Annotated in this window: 18 protein-coding genes and 2 tRNA genes; 13 read left to right on the forward strand and 7 right to left on the reverse strand. The window is 64.4% G+C overall.

Features of this window, described 5'->3' with window-relative positions; translation table 11 throughout:
* Window positions 1-149 precede the first annotated feature (149 nt).
* Entirely contained in the window at window positions 150-560 is a 411-nt protein-coding gene (locus P2T57_RS14760) for an Hsp20/alpha crystallin family protein (protein ID WP_276299977.1), read from the reverse strand.
* Between the two features lie 228 nt (window positions 561-788).
* Complete coding sequence (locus P2T57_RS14765; protein WP_276299978.1) at window positions 789-1,802, reverse strand: type II glyceraldehyde-3-phosphate dehydrogenase; 1,014 nt, start codon at window positions 1,800-1,802, stop codon at window positions 789-791.
* Between the two features lie 147 nt (window positions 1,803-1,949).
* Between P2T57_RS14765 and P2T57_RS14770 the strand changes: the two genes are divergently transcribed.
* The 6 genes from P2T57_RS14770 to P2T57_RS14795 all read left to right on the forward strand — a co-directional run bounded on the left by P2T57_RS14770 (window position 1,950) and on the right by P2T57_RS14795 (window position 6,908).
* A complete protein-coding gene (locus tag P2T57_RS14770; RefSeq protein WP_276299979.1) occupies window positions 1,950-2,894 on the forward strand; it encodes an aminopeptidase in 945 nt (314 codons plus the stop codon).
* A gap of 24 nt (window positions 2,895-2,918) precedes the next feature.
* Complete coding sequence (locus P2T57_RS14775; protein ID WP_276299980.1) at window positions 2,919-3,257, forward strand: CHY zinc finger protein; 339 nt, start codon at window positions 2,919-2,921, stop codon at window positions 3,255-3,257.
* Between the two features lie 488 nt (window positions 3,258-3,745).
* Window positions 3,746-4,399: an HVO_0476 family zinc finger protein gene (locus tag P2T57_RS14780; RefSeq protein ID WP_276299981.1), complete on the forward strand. Its 654-nt coding sequence runs from the start codon at window positions 3,746-3,748 to the stop codon at window positions 4,397-4,399.
* 41 nt (window positions 4,400-4,440) lie between these two features.
* Window positions 4,441-5,121 carry a protein-L-isoaspartate(D-aspartate) O-methyltransferase gene (locus P2T57_RS14785; RefSeq protein WP_276299982.1) on the forward strand — a complete coding sequence of 227 codons (681 nt, stop codon included), beginning with the start codon at window positions 4,441-4,443 and terminating at the stop codon, window positions 5,119-5,121.
* A 25-nt stretch (window positions 5,122-5,146) separates the two neighbouring features.
* Complete coding sequence (locus P2T57_RS14790) at window positions 5,147-6,112, forward strand: class I SAM-dependent methyltransferase (protein WP_276299983.1); 966 nt, start codon at window positions 5,147-5,149, stop codon at window positions 6,110-6,112.
* A 25-nt stretch (window positions 6,113-6,137) separates the two neighbouring features.
* Window positions 6,138-6,908 (forward strand): protein-L-isoaspartate O-methyltransferase family protein, encoded by a 771-nt coding sequence (locus tag P2T57_RS14795; RefSeq protein ID WP_276299984.1) that lies wholly within the window; start codon window positions 6,138-6,140, stop codon window positions 6,906-6,908.
* A gap of 9 nt (window positions 6,909-6,917) precedes the next feature.
* On the opposite strand, the gene P2T57_RS14800 is transcribed toward P2T57_RS14795, so the two are convergent.
* Entirely contained in the window at window positions 6,918-7,412 is a 495-nt protein-coding gene (locus P2T57_RS14800; protein WP_276299985.1) for a DUF7382 domain-containing protein, read from the reverse strand.
* Between the two features lie 400 nt (window positions 7,413-7,812).
* Between P2T57_RS14800 and P2T57_RS14805 the strand changes: the two genes are divergently transcribed.
* From P2T57_RS14805 to P2T57_RS14815, 3 genes are all read left to right on the forward strand, one after another.
* Complete coding sequence (locus P2T57_RS14805; protein ID WP_276299986.1) at window positions 7,813-8,871, forward strand: ATP-binding protein; 1,059 nt, start codon at window positions 7,813-7,815, stop codon at window positions 8,869-8,871.
* A gap of 75 nt (window positions 8,872-8,946) precedes the next feature.
* Window positions 8,947-9,420, forward strand: coding sequence for a fluoride efflux transporter CrcB (gene crcB, locus P2T57_RS14810; protein WP_337250804.1), 474 nt, complete (start codon window positions 8,947-8,949; stop codon window positions 9,418-9,420).
* A 34-nt stretch (window positions 9,421-9,454) separates the two neighbouring features.
* Window positions 9,455-9,802 carry a fluoride efflux transporter FluC gene (locus P2T57_RS14815; protein WP_276299987.1) on the forward strand — a complete coding sequence of 116 codons (348 nt, stop codon included), beginning with the start codon at window positions 9,455-9,457 and terminating at the stop codon, window positions 9,800-9,802.
* A 4-nt stretch (window positions 9,803-9,806) separates the two neighbouring features.
* On the opposite strand, the gene P2T57_RS14820 is transcribed toward P2T57_RS14815, so the two are convergent.
* From P2T57_RS14820 to P2T57_RS14835, 4 genes are all read right to left on the reverse strand, one after another.
* Window positions 9,807-9,986 carry a hypothetical protein gene (locus P2T57_RS14820; RefSeq protein ID WP_276299988.1) on the reverse strand — a complete coding sequence of 60 codons (180 nt, stop codon included), beginning with the start codon at window positions 9,984-9,986 and terminating at the stop codon, window positions 9,807-9,809.
* A 212-nt stretch (window positions 9,987-10,198) separates the two neighbouring features.
* Window positions 10,199-10,271 (reverse strand) — tRNA-Asp (locus tag P2T57_RS14825).
* Window positions 10,272-10,364: 93 nt separating this feature from the next.
* Entirely contained in the window at window positions 10,365-10,784 is a 420-nt protein-coding gene (locus P2T57_RS14830) for a group I intron-associated PD-(D/E)XK endonuclease (protein WP_276299989.1), read from the reverse strand.
* Between the two features lie 109 nt (window positions 10,785-10,893).
* Window positions 10,894-10,966: transfer RNA gene (locus P2T57_RS14835), tRNA-Asp, on the reverse strand.
* A 301-nt stretch (window positions 10,967-11,267) separates the two neighbouring features.
* Here P2T57_RS14835 and P2T57_RS14840 point away from each other — a divergent pair.
* Genes P2T57_RS14840 through P2T57_RS14855 form a run of 4 tightly spaced genes read left to right on the forward strand, consistent with a single transcriptional unit; the run spans window position 11,268 to window position 17,810 of the window.
* Window positions 11,268-11,495, forward strand: a complete 228-nt coding sequence (locus P2T57_RS14840; RefSeq protein WP_135826835.1) for a DNA-directed RNA polymerase subunit H — start codon at window positions 11,268-11,270, stop codon at window positions 11,493-11,495.
* 2 nt (window positions 11,496-11,497) lie between these two features.
* Entirely contained in the window at window positions 11,498-13,063 is a 1,566-nt protein-coding gene (locus tag P2T57_RS14845) for a DNA-directed RNA polymerase subunit B'' (protein WP_276299991.1), read from the forward strand.
* Window position 13,064: 1 nt separating this feature from the next.
* Window positions 13,065-14,891, forward strand: a complete 1,827-nt coding sequence (gene rpoB / locus P2T57_RS14850) for a DNA-directed RNA polymerase subunit B (RefSeq protein WP_276299992.1) — start codon at window positions 13,065-13,067, stop codon at window positions 14,889-14,891.
* Window positions 14,892-14,894: 3 nt separating this feature from the next.
* On the forward strand, window positions 14,895-17,810 hold the full coding sequence (locus P2T57_RS14855) for a DNA-directed RNA polymerase subunit A' (RefSeq protein ID WP_276299993.1): 2,916 nt from the start codon (window positions 14,895-14,897) through the stop codon (window positions 17,808-17,810).
* Window positions 17,811-17,844 lie beyond the last annotated feature (34 nt).

A 17,844-nucleotide genomic window follows, 5' to 3' on the forward strand; every position in this document is an offset into this window, starting at 1 on the left:
CTTCGACCGACGCGGCGATACGGCCGCGCGGAAACATCTATATTTCTAAAGCAATCGAGGACGATTTCTTAACGACGAATATGATTTGTTAGAGCGAGAAAGAGCGCAGAGCGGACAGAACCCCCGAGGAGGCCCCCGAAACGACCGCGTTACTGAACGTCGATGTCGGCGGAGTCCTCGGCCTTGTCGAACTGGACTTCGAGGACGCCGTTGTTGTACGTGGCGGACGCCGAGTGTTCGTCAACTTGGGCGGGCAGTCGGACTCGCTCGTCGTACTCGCGGTGGTCGCTGGCGGCGCTGATGGTCAGCATCTCGCCGTCGCACTTGAGGTCGATGTCGTCTTTCTCGACGCCGGGGAGGTCGGCGATGACCCGCACCACGTCGTCGCTCTCGTGGATGTCAACGTGGGTCTCGGTGCCGAATCCGGTTTGGCCGGCGTCCGCTCCGGGACCGCTCCGCTCTACGTGCATGTCGAAGTCGTCGCCCATCATCTCGTTCATCATGCGCTCGATTTCGCGGAAGAGGTCGTCGAAGGGGTCGTCGCGGTCGTCTCGTCGCATGTTCACAGGTAGGGCGTATGCAAGCAAAAGCCTTTGGCACTCGGGGACGTTCGCTGACTTTCACCACACCCAGAGAAAGTATTTATGTCTACCAATCGAAATTATAGCCGGAGGTCCGACGAATGCCTATCACGCAGTAAGTCCCTCCGGTCCTCGTATCGTCCCCGTTAACCGATTCTCCGACGCTTCAATTTTCCGGCGAACGCGAAAAAACGCGACGAACGCTGACTAGATGCCCATCCCGAGCGACTCGTTGGTCGTCCGGATGCTCTCGTCGGCGTCGGCGCTGTTCGTGACCGCCCGGATGGCGTCCACGTTCTCGGGCACCACGTCGCTCTCCTGATGGATGGCTTGGAACAGGTAGAGGTCGTCGTCCTCGGTCGTAATCGACTCGCCCCAGACGCAGTTCTCCCAGATGTCGGCACGAGGACGACCCACGTCTTGGGCGTACTCTTTCAACTTGCCCGCGCCGTCGATGTCGAAGTGTTCGGGGATGACGAACAGGCGCGACTCGCCTTCGAGGAGTTCGCGGACCTCGTCGGCGTCGGGTTCGGATTCGAGCGTGACGTTGACGCTGTGCATGTGCATCAGCGTGGCGGGCACCTTGAGTCCGAGGGTGTCGATGTCGAGGTCCGGGAAGATGGTCTTCACGTCCGGCCCGTGGTGAGAGGGGAGCGTGACCGGGTTCGGCACGATGTCGTTGATGGGACCGCGACCGGTCTGGGCAGGGTCGCCGCCCCGGCGGACCAGCGTGGTGCGGACCTTCTCGACGCCGTACTCCTCGCGGAGCGGCGCGACGAGACGCGAGAGGCCGGTCGTGTTACACGAGACGACGCGAACGTGGTCCGCGCCGTTTGCGTCCGAGAAGTTCGAGCGAGCGTTGAAACTGGTGTCCACGAAGTCCGCGGACTCGCCACCCTGATACAGCGCGGGGGTATCGTACTCGTCGTACATCTCCGAGTTCTGCTCGCCGATACCCGAGGGGCAAGCGTCCACGACGACATCGCTCGCTTCGACTAGCTCCTCGACCATCCCGGCGAGTTCGATGCCGGCCTCGTCGAACTGGTCCACGCGCTCCTCGATGGCGGCGTAGAGGGGGAAGTCCTTCTCGATTGCCTGCTCGGCCTCGAAGTTGGGGCGCGTCTTGGCGACCCCGACGACTTCCATATCTGGCTGAGCGCGTACTGCGTCGGCGACGCGCTTCCCAATCGTCCCGTACCCGTTGATTCCGACCCGTAGCATGTGGTTCGATTTCCGACGCCGACGCGCATAATGGTTTCGAGGTATGTCGTCAGAAATGAACTATAGAGCGAGTAAGTTCTCTGATTCCGGGGCGGCGGTCGTTCCGGGAAGGGAAAACCTAACCCCTCGCCGACCCACCTGCCGAACATGAGCCTCCGAGACGCGGCCGAGACCGCAATCACGCAGTGTCTCGCCCTCGAAGAAACTGAGTCCTGTTGCATCGTCACCGACGACAAGCGCGAACCCATCGGCGAGGCCCTCTACGAGGTCGCCAGCGAAGTCACCGACGACGCGACTATCATCCGGTTCCCGCCGGGTGCCAGCCACGGCGCGGAACCGCCCGAACCGGTCTCGTCTGCGATGGCCGCGAGCGACGTGTTCCTCGCACCGACCACCAAGAGCCTGAGCCACACCCGCGCTCGGGGCGACGCCAACGACGCCGGCGCGCGCGGTGCCACCCTGCCGGGCATCACCGAGGAGGTCTTCACCACCGGACTGGAAGCCGACTACGAGACCATCGCCCAGCACTGCGAGGACGTCCTCGAACAGGTCCAAGACGCCGACGAGATTCGCGTGACCTCGCCGCAGGGCACCGACATCACCTTCGAACCGGGCGACCGGGAGTGGCACGACGACACCGGCATCGTCCACGACGCGGGCGACTTCTCGAACCTCCCGGCGGGCGAGGTGTTCGTCAGCCCCGAGGACGTGAACGGCACCTACGTCGTGGATGGGACGATGATGCCCCACGGTCTCCTCGACGAGGGCCAGACCCTCGAATTCGACGTGGAGGACGGCCAAGTCACCCGCATCTCCGACGACGAGATTCGCCAAAGCGTCGAGGACGCGGCCGAGGAGGTCGGCGACGCGGCCTACAACCTCGCGGAACTTGGCATCGGCACCAACGTCGCGGTGACGGAACTGGTCGGCTCTGTCCTGCTGGACGAGAAGGCCGGCGGCACGGTCCACATCGCCATCGGCGACGACGCGGGCATCGGCGGCGACACCGAGGCCCCCATCCACTTCGACGGAATTCTGCGAGAGCCGACGGTCTACGCCGACGGCGAGGAAATCGACCTGCCTCAGCCCTGAGGACTCTCCGTTCCAGTTTCAGCGATGGAGCGCGAGATTCACGGCCAGCGGGTCCGCGGCGTCGAAGTCGATTCGGAGACGCGCTGTGCCCACTACGACACTGACCGCGACGTGGTAGCCCTGCGGTTCGCCTGCTGTGAGGCGTATTTCCCGTGCTTTCGGTGCCACGAGGAGACCGCGGACCACGAGACTGAGCGCCTGCCAGTCGAGAGTGACGCGTCGGCGGTACTGTGCGGGGCCTGCGGTGCGGGCCTGACGCCGCGGGAGTTCGTGGAGGGCGACCATCGGTGTCCGGACTGTGGCGCTGAGTTCAATCCGGGGTGTGGGGACCACTACGACCTCTACTTCGATTTCGAAGCGTAGTTGGATTCGGTCGCTGTATTTTTCGGGTCTCCTCGGCGGCCTCTGCCGACGGTTCAGGATAGCTGGTGTTCTGAATCGAGGGATGAGACAACGAAGCTAGCTTCAGGCTTGAGCATAGCCGTCTTCCGCACAGCACCGCCCCGCACCGCGACCGCGGACCTCACTCCTCCCCAACCTCCTGCGGTCTCTGCGAACCACGTTCGCAGATCAGCGAGACGCGGCGCGTCTCGCCAGCCTCGGGGTTCGCGTCCGCTCACACCCTGTGGTCCTCGTCCCTCGTGCGATTCGGCGCGGTCACGAGAGACCGCGCCAGCGCGCGCCGACCGCCACTTAGGAATGGACTGGAATTACTAAAGAAATAAAATACGTGCTTAGGAACAGGTAATTCCTTTCATCTGCTACAAAACTACGGGCGTTCACTAGACCACCCGAACCACCAGCACCAAACTCCACGCCCTTTTACGCGCGGACGACGTAGCCGACCCTATATGAGCGAAACTGCGGAGCGCGTCGCGGTGACGTGTCCCTCCTGCTCGCCCGACGTGGAGACGGTCCACGAGGTCCTCAAGGGCGGGAGCGGACAGTTCACCGTGCGCTGTACGGAGTGCAGCCACGTCCACAAGACCAAAATCGAGGCCGAGGAGGAAGTCGAGCGCGACGTTATCGTCTCCCAAGACGGCGACTCCTTTACCGCCACGGTCGAGGCCCCGCCCGAGGAGACCGTCGCGTCCGGCGAGGAGTTCGTCCTCGAGACGCCCGAGGCCATCATGGTCGTACGAATCACCGACCTCCAACTCGGCGACGAGAAGCGCACCGACGAGGCCAAAGTCGAGGACGTCGAGACGTTCTGGACCCGCGCCGTGGACAACGTTCGGGTCAACGTCACCATCAACCCGAGCGTGGGCAACCGCGACGACTCCCGGAGCGTCAAAATCGACGTGCCCGGCGACAAGGAGTTCGAGGTCGGCAAAATCGAGGAGTTCGGCGACGAGGAGTTCGAGGTCAAGTCCATCGCGGTCCGCGACGACGCGACCGGCTATCACTTCAACCCGATGAGCGAGGAGGGCGACAGCGCCGTCGCCAAAGACATCAAGCGCGTCTACGCCGACGACCAGACCTCCTCGGCGTGGTCCGCGTGGTAACGCCGGGCTAACCGATTCGAGGCGACCGAATCCGAAAAACCATGTTCGGGGATGGGGGAGACGACCGGAGACGAGGCGACAGCGAACCGGGCGACGACTACCAACAGGCCCGCGAGCGGATGGTCGAGCAACTCGCCCGCCGCGAGGAGTTCGACGATTCGACCCTCGACGTGATGCGGAGCGTCCCGCGCCACGAGTTCGTCCCGCCGACACACCGCGACCGGGCTTACGAGGACCGACCGCTTCCCATCGGGAGCGACCAGACCATCAGCGCGCCCCACATGGTCGCTGTCATGGTGCAGTTGCTCGGCCTCGATTCGGGCGAGCGGGTCCTCGAAATCGGCACCGGATGCGGGTACCACGCCGCGGTCACGGCCGAAGTTGTCGGTCCGGAGAACGTCTACAGCGTCGAGTACCACGAGTCGCTGGCCCGCCAGACCCGCGACCGGTTCGACCGACTGGGCTACGGCGACATCTCGGTCCGGGTCGGCGACGGCCACGAAGGCTGGCCCGAGTTCGCGCCCTACGACGCCGCCTACCTGACCTGCGCCGCAGACGACTTTCCGACCGGCGTCGTGGAGCAGGTTCGGCCCGGCGGGCGACTGCTGGCACCCATCGGCACCACGACCCAGCGACTCGTCTTCGCCCGCCGACGCGCCGACGGCGGCTTGGACCGCGAGACCCACGGCCGGGTGCGGTTCGTCCCGATGCAGGAAGACTAAGCCGACGCCGACCAACCCCTCCGGCATGGACTACCGCGAAGCACTCCTTCTCTGGGCCGCCCGCGAGACGGGGGTCCTCGAAGCAGTCGTGACCGACGCCGAGACGCCCGCAGAAGTCGCCGCGTCTGCCGGCGTCACCGAGCGGTCGGCCCGGATTACCCTCGACGCGATGGCCGAGTTGGGGTATCTGGAGGTCGTCGCCGGGGAAGATGCCGGAGCGGACGCCGAGGAGCAACTGGACAAGCAGTACGAGATTACGAACCGCGCGCTCGGGTTCGTCGCCAAGGCCGACGTGCGCTCCATCGGGTCGGTCCCGCATACTCTCGACTGCGTGGACCGCTGGATTCGGCTTCCCGAGACGATGCAGACCGGCGAGTTGCCAGACTCGGACCCCTCCGACGACTGGACCGCGAACTTCGTGGGGGCGATGGCGAACATCGACGATGCCGCGGTCCGGGCCAGCGTCACCGCCGCAGTTCACCGGAACCCCGACGCCGAGCGCGTGCTGGACGCCGGAGGAGGCCCCGGTGTCTTCGCCAAGGAGTTCGTCCGGCGAGGCTTCGACGTGACGCTGGTGGACCAACCCGACGTAATCGACATCGACCGGCGGTTTCTGGAACACGAACCCATCGAGTTGGTCGAGGGAGACATCACCGACGAGTTGCCGGGCGAGGAGGGCGACTTCGGCCTCGTTTTCTGCTCCCGAGTCGCCCATTCACTCGGTCCCGACGAGAACCGGCGATTCGTCTCTCACGCCTACGACGCCCTCGAACCCGGCGGTGCGGTCGTGCTGACCGACACGGTTCGGGGCCGGGCCGACGGTTCAGCCTTGTTCGGAGCGCACATGCTGGCCCAGACCGAGAACGGCGATACCTACACCGAGGAGCAATTCGGAAACTGGCTCCGAGACGCCGGATTTGTGGACGTGGAAATCCGGGACGTGCCGGGCCTCGACCAGCAGGTCATCGCCGGACGGCGGCCGGGCGATTGAAGGTCTCTCGTCACCGAGTGAGCGTATGGAACTCGCGGTGTTGCGCGACGACATGGTTGATAGCCTCGAACACGCCTCGAAAGGGGTGGTCTCCAGCGAGAGCGTCAGCGCCGCGATGCGCGAAGTCCCGCGCCACGAGTTCGTAGACCCCGGCGACGAGCGACTGGCCTACGCGGATCGGTCGTTCGAGCAGTCCGGCACGCGGGTTCTCGCACCGAGTACCGCGGCCCGACTGCTGGAGGCCCTCGACGCGGATTCGGGCGATTCGGTCCTCGTCGTCGGCGCTGGCGTGGGCTACACCCCGGCGGTCCTCGCAGAAATCGTCGGCGAGGAGAACGTCCACGCGGTGGACATCACCCGCAACGTGGTGCTGGAGGCCCGGAGTAATCTGGCCTCGGCGGGCTACGAGGGCGTCTTCGTGGACTGCCGGAACGGCGCGGAAGGTCTGCCCGAATACGCCCCCTTCGACCGGATTCTGGTGGAGTCCGCCGCGGCCGACCCGCCCAAACCGCTGGTCTCGCAACTCGCGCCAGACGGGCAACTCGTCATCCCCATCGGCATCGGCGAGCAGTCGCTGACGATTGTCGAGGGAGACGACCCCGCTAATCCCGAGACCCAACCGCTCGGGACCGTCGCGTTCGCGCCGCTGTTGGTGGAGGGCGAGCAGGCCGGGTCAATCGAGCGCAACCGGACCGTCCGCGAGGACCGCGAGCGGGCCGAGCGCGCCAGAGAGCGCCGGACCGGGTGGGAACAGGACTGGATAGACTGGGACGGTGAGGGGAATCCGATGCGGTGAACTGTTCTCCTACTCCCTGACGACCAGTATCGCGGTGTTCTCTTGCTCGTCGGCGTAGTCGCTCCCGGCGGGCGGTTTGATACTCACTTCGAGCGTGCCCTGCCGTTGGTTCGGGCCGAGTTCGGGGTCCACGTCCACCGAGATTTCGCCCGCCGCGTCCGTGGTCGCTGTCTCGACGTTGCCGAGAGTCGCCGTCCCGCCGGTGATGACCACCGTCGCGTCCTCAACCGGTTTCCCGTCCGGGTCCACGACGGTCACGCTGACTTCCTGCTTGTCGGGACCCATCACAGTCGGGTCGGGCTTGGCGTCGAGTTCCGTGACGGTCAACCCGCCGATGCCCGACAGCATGTTCATCATCACCCCGAGGCTGGCGACCCCGACCACGAGCGCGATGACGAGGCGGATGGGCAGGCCCTCGATGGCGCGCTCGTCGCTTCCGAATCGGTCGAGGCGGTCGAACTGGGTTCGGTCGAAGTAGCCGTAGTAGCCGAGTAGCGTTGGCATGGGCCGGGTTCGTCCCGTTCTGAAACTTAAACTCTCGGGCGTTCGGGGACATCGGCTCTCCCCGGCGCGCGCTGGCGAGACTTCGTGTCGAGCCATCTTCGCGCGAGGTCGTCGGGAACAACGTGACCGACTGCTCGGCAGACGCGGTTTGTCTGCCGGTGGCTGAGGACCGCAACGAAGTGAGGACCGCAAGCGGTTGGGGAGGTGTGAGGCTGTCGCGGTGCGGTTCGTGGTTGTTCGAGCAGTAGATAGTTTCTCGCTGTTCTTCCCGCGACCCGAAGGCCTCCCTTTCTCAACCAGATAACCAACAGCGCAATACTATTGGAAATGAGAATATTGCTATAAAACAACTTTTTATTTCTCCAAACGTTCAAATACGAAAGCGCGACCAAGCTCCCTCGTGACTCATGTCCTCGGTCGCCGCGCATCCGACGACGGCGACACGAATCCCTCTGCTGGCCGCCTCGCTACCGGCCACCTCGGGGCCTACCGCGCCCGCGACGGAAGCCCCGGCGCAGAGGTCCACGTAGACCTCGACGGCCCCCACGTCGGTCTCGTCGTCGGCAAGCGCGGGTACGGCAAATCCTACACGCTCGGCGTCCTCGCCGAAGAACTCGCCCGCGCCGAGGGCGTCGCCCCAATCGTCGCCGACCCGATGGGCATCTTCGCGTCGCTCGCAGACCGTGGGACCGAAGTCGTCGCCGCCCCGCGAGTCTCTGCCGACGCGCTCGGACCGAGCGCGTGGTGCGACCTCCTCGGTCTCGACCCGGCAGACGCAGTGGGTGCGCTGGTCTGGCAGGCCGCCAGCGCGCGCTCGACGCTCGACGGGATGCGGTCGTTCGTCGCCGACGCCGACACCAAAGCGGTCCGCGCGACCCGCCGGTCGGCCGACAACCACCTCGCGCTCGCCGAGTCGTGGGGCGTCTTCGTGCCGGATGGACTGGCCGCGGGCGACCTCCTCGGGTCCGCTGGCGGGACCGTCCTCGACCTCTCGGGCCTCGACACCGGCCCTGCCAACGCCGTCGTGCGAGCAGTCGCAAGCGGCCTCTACGACTGCTGTGTCCGCGACCGCCCGCCGAGACTCCCGTGGTTGCTGGTGGACGAGGCCCACGGGTTCTTCGCGGGGGTCGCAGAGCCTGCGCTCCGGACGGCGCTGACTCGGGGTCGCCAACCCGGCCTGAGCCTCGTCGCGGCGACTCAGCGCCCGAGCGCGCTCCCCCCGGTCGCGGTCTCACAGGCCGACCTCGTGCTGGCCCATCGACTCACCGCTCGGGCCGACGTGGACGCGCTCGCCGAAAGTCGGCCGACCTACCTCGGCGGGTCGTTCGAGGAGCGTCTGCCGGCGAATCCGGGCGAAGTCCTGCTGGTGGACGACGCCACCGAGAGCGTCCACGCGGTCAGAATCCGCGAGCGCGAGACAGACCACGGCGGGGTCTCGCCGAGCGCGACCGACCGGTGAGGTTCGCCGATACTCACCCCTCCGGGGCGCTCCGAAAACAGTTTCCCCGTCGGCGCGCTCGTCCCGGACGAGAAGATGTCGGAGACGGAGAGTCGCTCGTCGGCGTCCGGCGACGAGGCCGACGAAACGAGTAACCGGGCCGCGTCGGCGACTGGTCGCTCTCGCGCGCTCGACCGACTGAAGCCGATTCTGCTGGTCGCGGTCGGCGGGTTCGCGGGTGCGATGCTCCGCCACGCCGTCGCCGTGGCGCTTCCCGGCGGCTTCCCGTGGGGCACCCTCGCGGTCAACGTCGCGGGGAGCTTCGCGCTCGGCGTTCTCCTGTTCGAGGAGAGACTGGTAGGCCGGTTGAGCGCCGAGACCCGACTCGTCCTCGGCACGGGTCTCCTCTCGTCGTTCACCACCTACAGCACCTTCGCGGTCCAGACCGCCGCGCTGTCGCCGATGCTCGCCGTCGCCAACGTCGGCGCGAACTACGCGCTCGGCTTTACAGCGGTGCTGGCCGGGCGCGCTGTGGTTCGGTCGCTCGCAGGTCCGGAGGTGGCGGGATGAGAGAGTGTGACCGGCCGGGTCAGGAGGTGGCAGAGTGAATCCCTTCCTGCTGGTCGGCGCGGGCGGCGTCCTCGGCGCGCTCGCTCGATTCGCTGTCGGGTCGTGGGTCACCGACCGCCGCGACACGCTCGTCGTCAACGTCCTCGGGAGCCTCGCACTCGGCGCGCTGACGGCCGTCCTCGCCCGCGACGCCACGCTCTTGACCGTCTTCGGAACCGGCTTCTGCGGCGCGTTCACGACGTTTTCGAGCTTCGCGGTCGAGACGGTAGCACTCTACGAGCGCGGTGCCAGACAGGAGGCGGTCGGCAACGCCGCGCTGAACCTCGTCGGGGCGTTGCTAGCGGTGGGCCTCGGTGGCTGGCTGGCGGCCTCGCTCGCGTGAGGGCCTAGCTCCGGAACAGCAGGTCCCAGACCCAGAGGCCGACGCCGAGCGCGACGAGGACGATGCCGAGCGTCGAGGTGACTGGCTCGGGGACGATGAACAGGATAACGCCGACGAGGAGCAACGCCGGGAGTAGCTCCTCGTGGAGGAAACTGTCGCTTTCGTCGGGGCTGTCGCTGGTCACGAAACGAGATACGACGGACCGAGAGTTACGCTTTCGGGGACGGACGAATAGCTCCTCGAAGTTTAGTTTTCGGAGAAAGCGCCCGAGGCGGGATTTGAACCGGAGTCAGACGGTCCGGGCATGCGACTGACAGGGTTCAAATCCCTCGTGATTTCTATGAGCAAGATGGAGAGAACAGACGAACTCCTCGAGGGTTAGTTCGTTGGAAAAAGCGCCCGAGGCGGGATTTGAACCCGCGTCACGACCGTGACAGGGTCGTATGATGGGCCACTACACCACCCGGGCTTCCGAGTGCATTCCTTCTTTCTGCCCGGTCTTATTAAGGGGTGTCGATTTCGTCTTCCTTTGGGGGTGATTGGCGCGGTAGAGGGGTTGTAATTACCCGAACTGCTCGGCCACTGCGTAGTCGCTCGCCCAGTTGACCTTCGAGATGGGGGCTTTAGGATGTGGGTCCTCGACTCGCAGGCGCATCTCGCCGTTTCCGGTCTCCTCGATGGGGACCCAGTAGGTCTTGTCGGTCCTCTGGGAGTAGACTGCGTACACGTCTACCTCCGCTGGTGTGTACTCGGAATCGACGCGGCCCTCCTCGTTCACCGTCGAACTGTAGAGGTTGAACCGGACAGTTCCGTTCACCCAACTTCCGGTCTTACATTGGACTCGATAGAGTCGATTCTCGTAGTCGGCGACGAGGTCGTAGCGGTCGCTGTCCCCGAACGGAACTGAAATCGAGACGCCGAGGCCCATGAGTCTGCCCAGAATGATTGCTTCTGTTTCGTCGCCTTTGCGTGAGGTGTTCATCACGGTAGCGACTGTGCCGTCATCAGGTTTGAAGTTCTGGCTCTATCCGGTCTCTAAGTGAGACGAGGAGAACAGACGAACTCCTCAAGGGTTAGTTCGTTGGAAAAAGCGCCCGAGGCGGGATTTGAACCCGCGTCACGACCGTGACAGGGTCGTATGATGGGCCACTACACCACCCGGGCTTCCGAGTGCATTCCTTCGTTGTCCCCGGTTAGACTTAAGGCTTCTCAAACGGACTCGTCGCGGTACGGCGTACCGACACACGATTCCTGCACCATGCGCCTTCGCCCCAAACAATTTATACCTCGATGAATTGGGTGTCACGTGTGGGCATTCCCTACGGTCGGGGTTCCGACGTAGTGGGGTCGGATAGATAGCCGTGCGCGGGCTACTTAGCAAGTCTTAAATGAATACCCTGTGTATTGCCCTGTAGTATCTCGTGATAGCCATTTCTCCCTCTGCGCAGACAACCCACCGCCACACATGGTAGATGTAAGCCAACACGACATGGTTCCGGACCACAGCGTCGTCGACGACGAGGAGTTAGACGGCGTGCTGGAGGAGTACGACATCAAAACGACTGACTTGCCGAAGATTCAGCGCACCGACGCCGCGCTCCCGGACGAGGCGGAAGTCGGTGACGTCATCAAGATCGTGCGAGATTCCCGAACGACAGACGAGGCGACGATTTACCGACTCGTGGTAGAATAATAATGAACAGAGAAGACCGACGCGCCATTTCCCGAGAGTACTTCTCGAAGGAACGGCTCGCAGAACACCACTACCGCTCGTTCAACAGTTTCCTGACTCGCGGCATGCAGGAGGTCGTCGACGAGAAGGGCACCATCGACACCGACATCGGCGACAAGGAAGACGAGGAGCCGGTCCACGTCGAGTTGGGCGACGTTCGTATCGTGACCCCGCGCGTGCGGGAGGCCGACGGAAGCGAGGAACTCCTCTACCCGCAAGAGGCCCGTCTCCGCAACATCACCTACGCCGCGCCCGTCTTCATGGAGATGTCCATCGTGAAGGGCGAGGGCGAGGACGAACGGGTCGTGGACTCGACGGAGACCAAGGTGGGTCGGATGCCCATCATGGTCGGGTCCGAGAAGTGTAACATCGCCGGGTTCTCCGAGGAGGAACTCATCGAAATCGGCGAGGACCCCGCCGACCCCGGTGGCTACTTCATCGTCAACGGTTCCGAGCGAGTCCTGATGACCAGCGAGGACCTCGCGCCGAACAAGATTCTGGCCGAGTACGACACCAAGTACGGCGACGAGATTCAGGTCGCCAAGACGTTCAGTCAGCGCCGGGGCTACCGCGCCCTCGTGCTGGTCGAGCGGACCCGTGACGGCCTGCTGGAAGTGTCGTTCCCCTCGGTCTCGGGGAGCGTCAACTTCGTGACGCTGGTCCGGGCGCTCGGACTCGAATCCGACGAGGAGATAGTCCATCGCGTCTCCGACGACCCGGAAATCGTGAAGTTCATGCTCGAAAATCTGGAGGCCGCCGACGTCCAGACCGAGGAGGAGGCAATCGAATCCCTCGGCAAGCGCGTGGCTTCCGGGCAGGGCAAGAACTACCAGCTCAAGCGCGCCAACTACGTCATCGACCGCTACCTCCTGCCTCACCTCCACGAGGAGGGCGTCGAGGAGGAGGACGTGCGAATCAACAAGGCGTACTACCTCTGTCGGATGGCCGAGGCGTGCTTCGAACTCGCGCTTCAGCGCCGCGAACCCGACGACAAGGACCACTACGCCAACAAGCGTCTGAAGGTCTCGGGCGACCTGATGAAAGACCTGTTCCGGACCGCGCTGAACAAGCTGGCTCGGGACGTCAAATACCAGTTGGAGCGCGCCAACATGCGTAACCGACAGCTTTCGGTCAACACCGTGGTTCGGTCCGACGTGCTGACCGAGCGACTCGAACACCCGATTGCGACCGGGAACTGGGTCGGTGGCCGGTCCGGCGTCTCCCAACTGGTGGACCGCACCGACTTCATGGGTGTGCTGTCGCACCTTCGCCGACTCCGGAGTCCCCTCTCGCGGAGTCAGCCTCACTTCGAGGCGCGGGACCTGCACGCGACCCAGTGGGGTCGCATCTGTCCCTCCGAGACGCCGGAGGGGCCGAACTGTGGGCTGGTGAAGAACTTCGCGCAGGCGATGGAGCTTTCCCAGAACATCGAGGACGAACAGGGTCTGAAACGAGAACTGGCGTCGATGGGTGTCGAAGGCATCCCCGGAATCGAAGGCGTCGAACCAACCGCAAGCGCGGACGACTAACATGAGTCAGGGACGAGAAGCGAAAGTATACGTCAACGGTAGTCTGGTCGGTACCCACCCCGACCCCGAACAGCTCGCAGAACAGGTCCGACACGCTCGCCGACGCGGCGACGTTTCCGAGATGGTCAACGTCTCGGTCAAAGAGCGGACCCGCGAGGTCATCATCAACGCCGACGCCGGGCGCGCCCGGCGTCCTCTGCTGGTCATCGAGGACGGCGAACCCCTCGTGACCGAGGAGGAAGTCGTGGCGGTCAAGAACGGCGACCTCGACTTCGACGACCTCGTGGAGCGCGGCAAGGTCGAGTTCATCGACGCCGAGGAGGAAGAGGACATCTACGTCGCGGTGGACGAAGAACACCTCACAGAGGACCACACCCACCTCGAAGTGGACCCGCAACTCATCTTCGGCATCGGTGCGGGCATGGTCCCGTACCCCGAACACAACGCCTCGCCCCGGATTACGATGGGGTCGGGGATGATAAAGCAGTCGCTCGGGCTTCCGGCGGCGAACTACCGCATTCGGCCCGACACGCGCCAGCACCTGCTCCACTACCCGCAACTCTCGATGGTCAAGACCCAGACCACCGAGCAAATCGGGTACGACGACCGCCCCGCGGCCCAGAACTTCACGGTCGCGGTCATGTCCTACGAGGGCTTCAACATCGAGGACGCGCTGGTCCTCAACGGCGGTTCCGTGGACCGCGCGCTCGCTCGCTCGCACTTCTTCCGGACCTACGAGGGCGAGGAGCGACGCTACCCCGGCGGACAGGAAGACCGCTTCGAGATTCCGAGCGACGACGTGCGCGGGGCGCGCGGTGAAGACGCCTACACGCACTTGGACGACGACGGTCTGGTCAACCCCGAGACGCAGGTCGACGAGAACTCGGTCCTGCTCGGCAAGACCAGTCCGCCCCGGTTCCTCGAAGAACCCGACGACATGGGCGGTCTCTCCCCGCAGAAGCGCCGGGAGACCTCCGTCACGATGCGGTCGGGCGAATCCGGCGTCGTGGACACCGTGACCCTGATGGAGGGCGAAGACGGTTCGAAGCTGTCGAAGGTCTCGGTGCGTGACGAGCGAATTCCGGAACTCGGCGACAAGTTCGCGTCTCGGCACGGACAGAAGGGTGTCGTCGGCCACATCGCGCCCCAAGAGGACATGCCCTTCACGCAGGAGGGCGTCGTCCCGGACCTCATCATCAACCCCCACGCCCTGCCGTCCCGGATGACGGTCGGTCACGTGCTGGAGATGATTGGCGGAAAGGTCGGTGCCTTGGAGGGCCGACGTGTGGACGGCACGCCGTTCACCGGCGAGGACGAGGAGGAACTCCGCGGTGGCCTCGAAGAGCAGGGCTTCAAGTCTTCCGGCAAGGAAATCATGTACTCCGGCATCACCGGGGAGAAGATTGAAGCCGAAATCTTCATTGGCACCATTTTCTACCAGAAGCTCTACCACATGGTGTCGAACAAGCTCCACGCTCGCTCCCGCGGCCCGGTGCAGGTGCTGACGCGCCAACCCACCGAAGGCCGCGCCCGCGAGGGTGGGCTTCGTGTCGGGGAGATGGAGCGGGACGTGCTCATCGGGCACGGTGCCGCCCTCACCCTCAAGGAACGCCTGCTTGACGAGTCCGACCGCGAGTGGATTTACGTCTGTGCCAACTGTGGCATGAGCGCCGTCGAGAACGTCGAGCAGAACCGCGTCTACTGTCCGAACTGTGACGAGGAGACCGACATCCACGAAATCGAGATGTCTTACGCGTTCAAGCTACTCCTCGACGAGATGAAGGCGCTGGGCATCGCACCGCGACTCGAACTGGAGGACGCAGTATAAACAATGTCTACCGGACAAACACCCAAGGAAATCGGCGAAATCAGTTTCGGGCTGATGGACCCCGAGGAGTACCGAGAGATGTCGGCGACCAAAATCATCACGGCCGACACCTACGACGACGACGGCTTCCCCATCGACATGGGGCTGATGGACCCCCGACTAGGCGTCATCGACCCCGGTCTGGAGTGCAAGACCTGCGGCAAGCACTCGGGGTCGTGTAACGGCCACTTCGGCCACATCGAACTCGCCGCGCCCGTCATCCACGTCGGATTCACGAAGCTCATCCGGCGACTCCTCCGCGGAACCTGTCGGAACTGCTCGCGCCTCCTGCTCACCGACGACGAGAAGGAAAAGTACGAGTCTAAGCTGACCCGGACCAAGGAACTCGGCAACGACCTGACCGACGTCACCAAGTCCGCCATCCGAGAGGCCCGCAAGAAGGACCGCTGTCCCTACTGTGGCGAGGTCCAGTACGACATCAACCACGAGAAGCCGACCACCTACTACGAGGTCCAGCAGGTCCTCACCAGCGAGTACTCCGAGCAAATCGCCGCCGCGATGCAGGGCGACGAGGAGGAGGGCCGCGAACCGATGGCCCCGCCGGAACTCGCCGAGAAGACCGACATCGACTTAGACCGCGTTAACGACATCATGTCCGGCGAATTCCGGCCCCGCGAGGACGACCGGAAGGCCATCGAGAAGGCGCTGGACATCGACCTGACCGAGGAGGACATGAACAAGTTGATGCCCAGCGACATCCGCGACTGGTTCGAGGACATCCCGGACCAAGACGTCGAGACCCTCGGCATCAACTCCGAGCGGTCCCGGCCCGAGTGGATGATTCTGACGGTCCTGCCGGTCCCGCCGGTCACGGCCCGGCCCTCGATTACGCTGGACAACGGCCAGCGCTCCGAGGACGACCTGACCCACAAACTGGTGGACATCATCCGCATCAACCAGCGGTTCATGGAGAACCGCGAGGCCGGTGCGCCCCAACTCATCATCGAGGACCTCTGGGAACTGCTTCAGTACCACGTCACCACGTTCATGGACAACGAGATTTCGGGCACCCCGCCCGCCCGGCACCGGTCGGGCCGACCGCTCAAGACCCTGAGCCAGCGTCTGAAGGGCAAGGAAGGTCGTTTCCGGGGGAGTCTGTCCGGCAAGCGCGTCAACTTCTCGGCGCGTACTGTCATCTCGCCCGACCCGACGCTCTCGCTCAACGAGGTCGGCGTCCCCGAGCGCGTGGCCCGCGAGATGACCCAGACGATGAACGTCACCGACCGCAACGTCGAGGAGGCCCAGCGATACGTCGCCAACGGTCCCGAGGGTCATCCCGGCGCGAACTACGTCAAGCGACCGGACGGTCGCAGACTCAAGGTGACCGAGAAGAACTGCGAGGAGCTAGCCACGAAGGTCAAACCCGGTTGGGAGGTCAACCGGCATCTCGTGGACGGTGACATCGTTATCTTCAACCGCCAGCCCTCGCTTCACCGGATGTCCATCATGGCCCACGAAGTGGTCGTGATGCCGTACAAGACCTTCCGGCTGAACACCGTCGTCTGCCCGCCGTACAACGCAGACTTCGACGGCGACGAGATGAACATGCACGCCCTCCAGAACGAGGAGGCCCGTGCCGAGGCCCGCGTCCTGATGCGCGTGCAGGAACAGATTCTGTCGCCGCGCTTCGGTGAGAACATTATCGGCGCGATTCAGGACCACATCTCCGGGATGTACCTGCTCACCAACGAGAACCCGCACTTCAACGAGACGCAGGCGCTCGACCTCCTGCGTGCGACTCGCATCGACGAACTGCCCGAACCCTCGGGCACCGACGACGACGGGTCGCCCTACTGGACCGGCCGGGACATCTTCTCGGAACTCCTGCCGAGCGACCTCAACCTCGAATTCACCGGTACCGTCGGCGACGACGTGCTTATCGAGGACGGTCAGCTAATCGAGGGCACCATCGCCGAGGACGAGGTGGGCGAGTTCGGTGGCAAGATTGTAGACACCATCACGAAGGTCTACGGCAACACGCGCTCGCGCATCTTCATCAACGAAGTCGCGGCGCTGGCGATGCGCTCCATCATGCACTTCGGGTTCTCCATCGGTATCGACGACGAGTCGATTCCGCCGGAGGCCCAGAACCGTATCGACGAGGCCATCGACAACGCCTACGACCGGGTGGAGGAACTCATCGAGACCTACGAGAACGGCGACCTCGAATCCCTGCCCGGCCGGACCGTGGACGAGACGCTGGAGATGAAAATCATGCAGACGCTCGGCAAGGCGCGTGACTCCGCCGGTGACATCGCCGAGGAGCACTTCGCCGACGACAACCCGGCCGTGGTCATGGCCGAGTCCGGCGCGCGTGGGTCGATGCTCAACCTGACCCAGATGGCCGGTGCAGTCGGTCAGCAGGCAGTTCGGGGCGAGCGCATCAACCGCGGGTACGAGGACCGCACCCTGAGCCACTACAAGCCCGACGACCTTTCCGCCGAGGCCCACGGCTTCGTGGAACACTCCTACACTGGCGGCCTCAACCCCCGCGAGTTCTTCTTCCACGCGATGGGTGGCCGAGAGGGTCTGGTGGACACGGCAGTCCGTACCTCCAAGTCCGGCTACCTCCAGCGGCGTCTCATCAACGCGCTCTCGGAACTCGAAACCCAGTACGACGGCACGGTGCGCGACACCTCCGACACCATCGTCCAGTTCGAGTTCGGCGAGGACGGCACCAGTCCGGTGAAGGTCTCCTCGAACGACGAGAGCGAAATCGACGTGGACCAAATCGCCGACCGAATCCTCGACGAGGAGTTCGGAAGCGACGACCGGAAACAGGAGTTCCTCGGCGAGAAGCTTCCGCCGACGAACCTCTCGGAACACGTTGACGCCCGACAGGCCCAGAGCGACGACTGACGCCACCGCTTCCGAACCAACCTCAGCAACCAAA

The sequence above is a fragment of the Halorussus lipolyticus genome (genome assembly GCF_029338375.1).
GTDB lineage: Archaea > Halobacteriota > Halobacteria > Halobacteriales > Haladaptataceae > Halorussus > Halorussus lipolyticus.

Coding starts and splice junctions, on each gene's coding strand:
- P2T57_RS14760 (WP_276299977.1), bottom strand. CDS start 560: ATGCGACGAGACGACCGCGACGACCCCTTCGACGACCTCTTCCGCGAA.
- P2T57_RS14765 (WP_276299978.1), bottom strand. CDS start 1,802: ATGCTACGGGTCGGAATCAACGGGTACGGGACGATTGGGAAGCGCGTC.
- P2T57_RS14770 (WP_276299979.1), top strand. CDS start 1,950: ATGAGCCTCCGAGACGCGGCCGAGACCGCAATCACGCAGTGTCTCGCC.
- P2T57_RS14775 (WP_276299980.1), top strand. CDS start 2,919: ATGGAGCGCGAGATTCACGGCCAGCGGGTCCGCGGCGTCGAAGTCGAT.
- P2T57_RS14780 (WP_276299981.1), top strand. CDS start 3,746: ATGAGCGAAACTGCGGAGCGCGTCGCGGTGACGTGTCCCTCCTGCTCG.
- P2T57_RS14785 (WP_276299982.1), top strand. CDS start 4,441: ATGTTCGGGGATGGGGGAGACGACCGGAGACGAGGCGACAGCGAACCG.
- P2T57_RS14790 (WP_276299983.1), top strand. CDS start 5,147: ATGGACTACCGCGAAGCACTCCTTCTCTGGGCCGCCCGCGAGACGGGG.
- P2T57_RS14795 (WP_276299984.1), top strand. CDS start 6,138: ATGGAACTCGCGGTGTTGCGCGACGACATGGTTGATAGCCTCGAACAC.
- P2T57_RS14800 (WP_276299985.1), bottom strand. CDS start 7,412: ATGCCAACGCTACTCGGCTACTACGGCTACTTCGACCGAACCCAGTTC.
- crcB (WP_337250804.1), top strand. CDS start 8,947: ATGTCGGAGACGGAGAGTCGCTCGTCGGCGTCCGGCGACGAGGCCGAC.
- P2T57_RS14830 (WP_276299989.1), bottom strand. CDS start 10,784: ATGAACACCTCACGCAAAGGCGACGAAACAGAAGCAATCATTCTGGGC.
- P2T57_RS14840 (WP_135826835.1), top strand. CDS start 11,268: ATGGTAGATGTAAGCCAACACGACATGGTTCCGGACCACAGCGTCGTC.
- P2T57_RS14845 (WP_276299991.1), top strand. CDS start 11,498: ATGAACAGAGAAGACCGACGCGCCATTTCCCGAGAGTACTTCTCGAAG.
- rpoB (WP_276299992.1), top strand. CDS start 13,065: ATGAGTCAGGGACGAGAAGCGAAAGTATACGTCAACGGTAGTCTGGTC.
- P2T57_RS14855 (WP_276299993.1), top strand. CDS start 14,895: ATGTCTACCGGACAAACACCCAAGGAAATCGGCGAAATCAGTTTCGGG.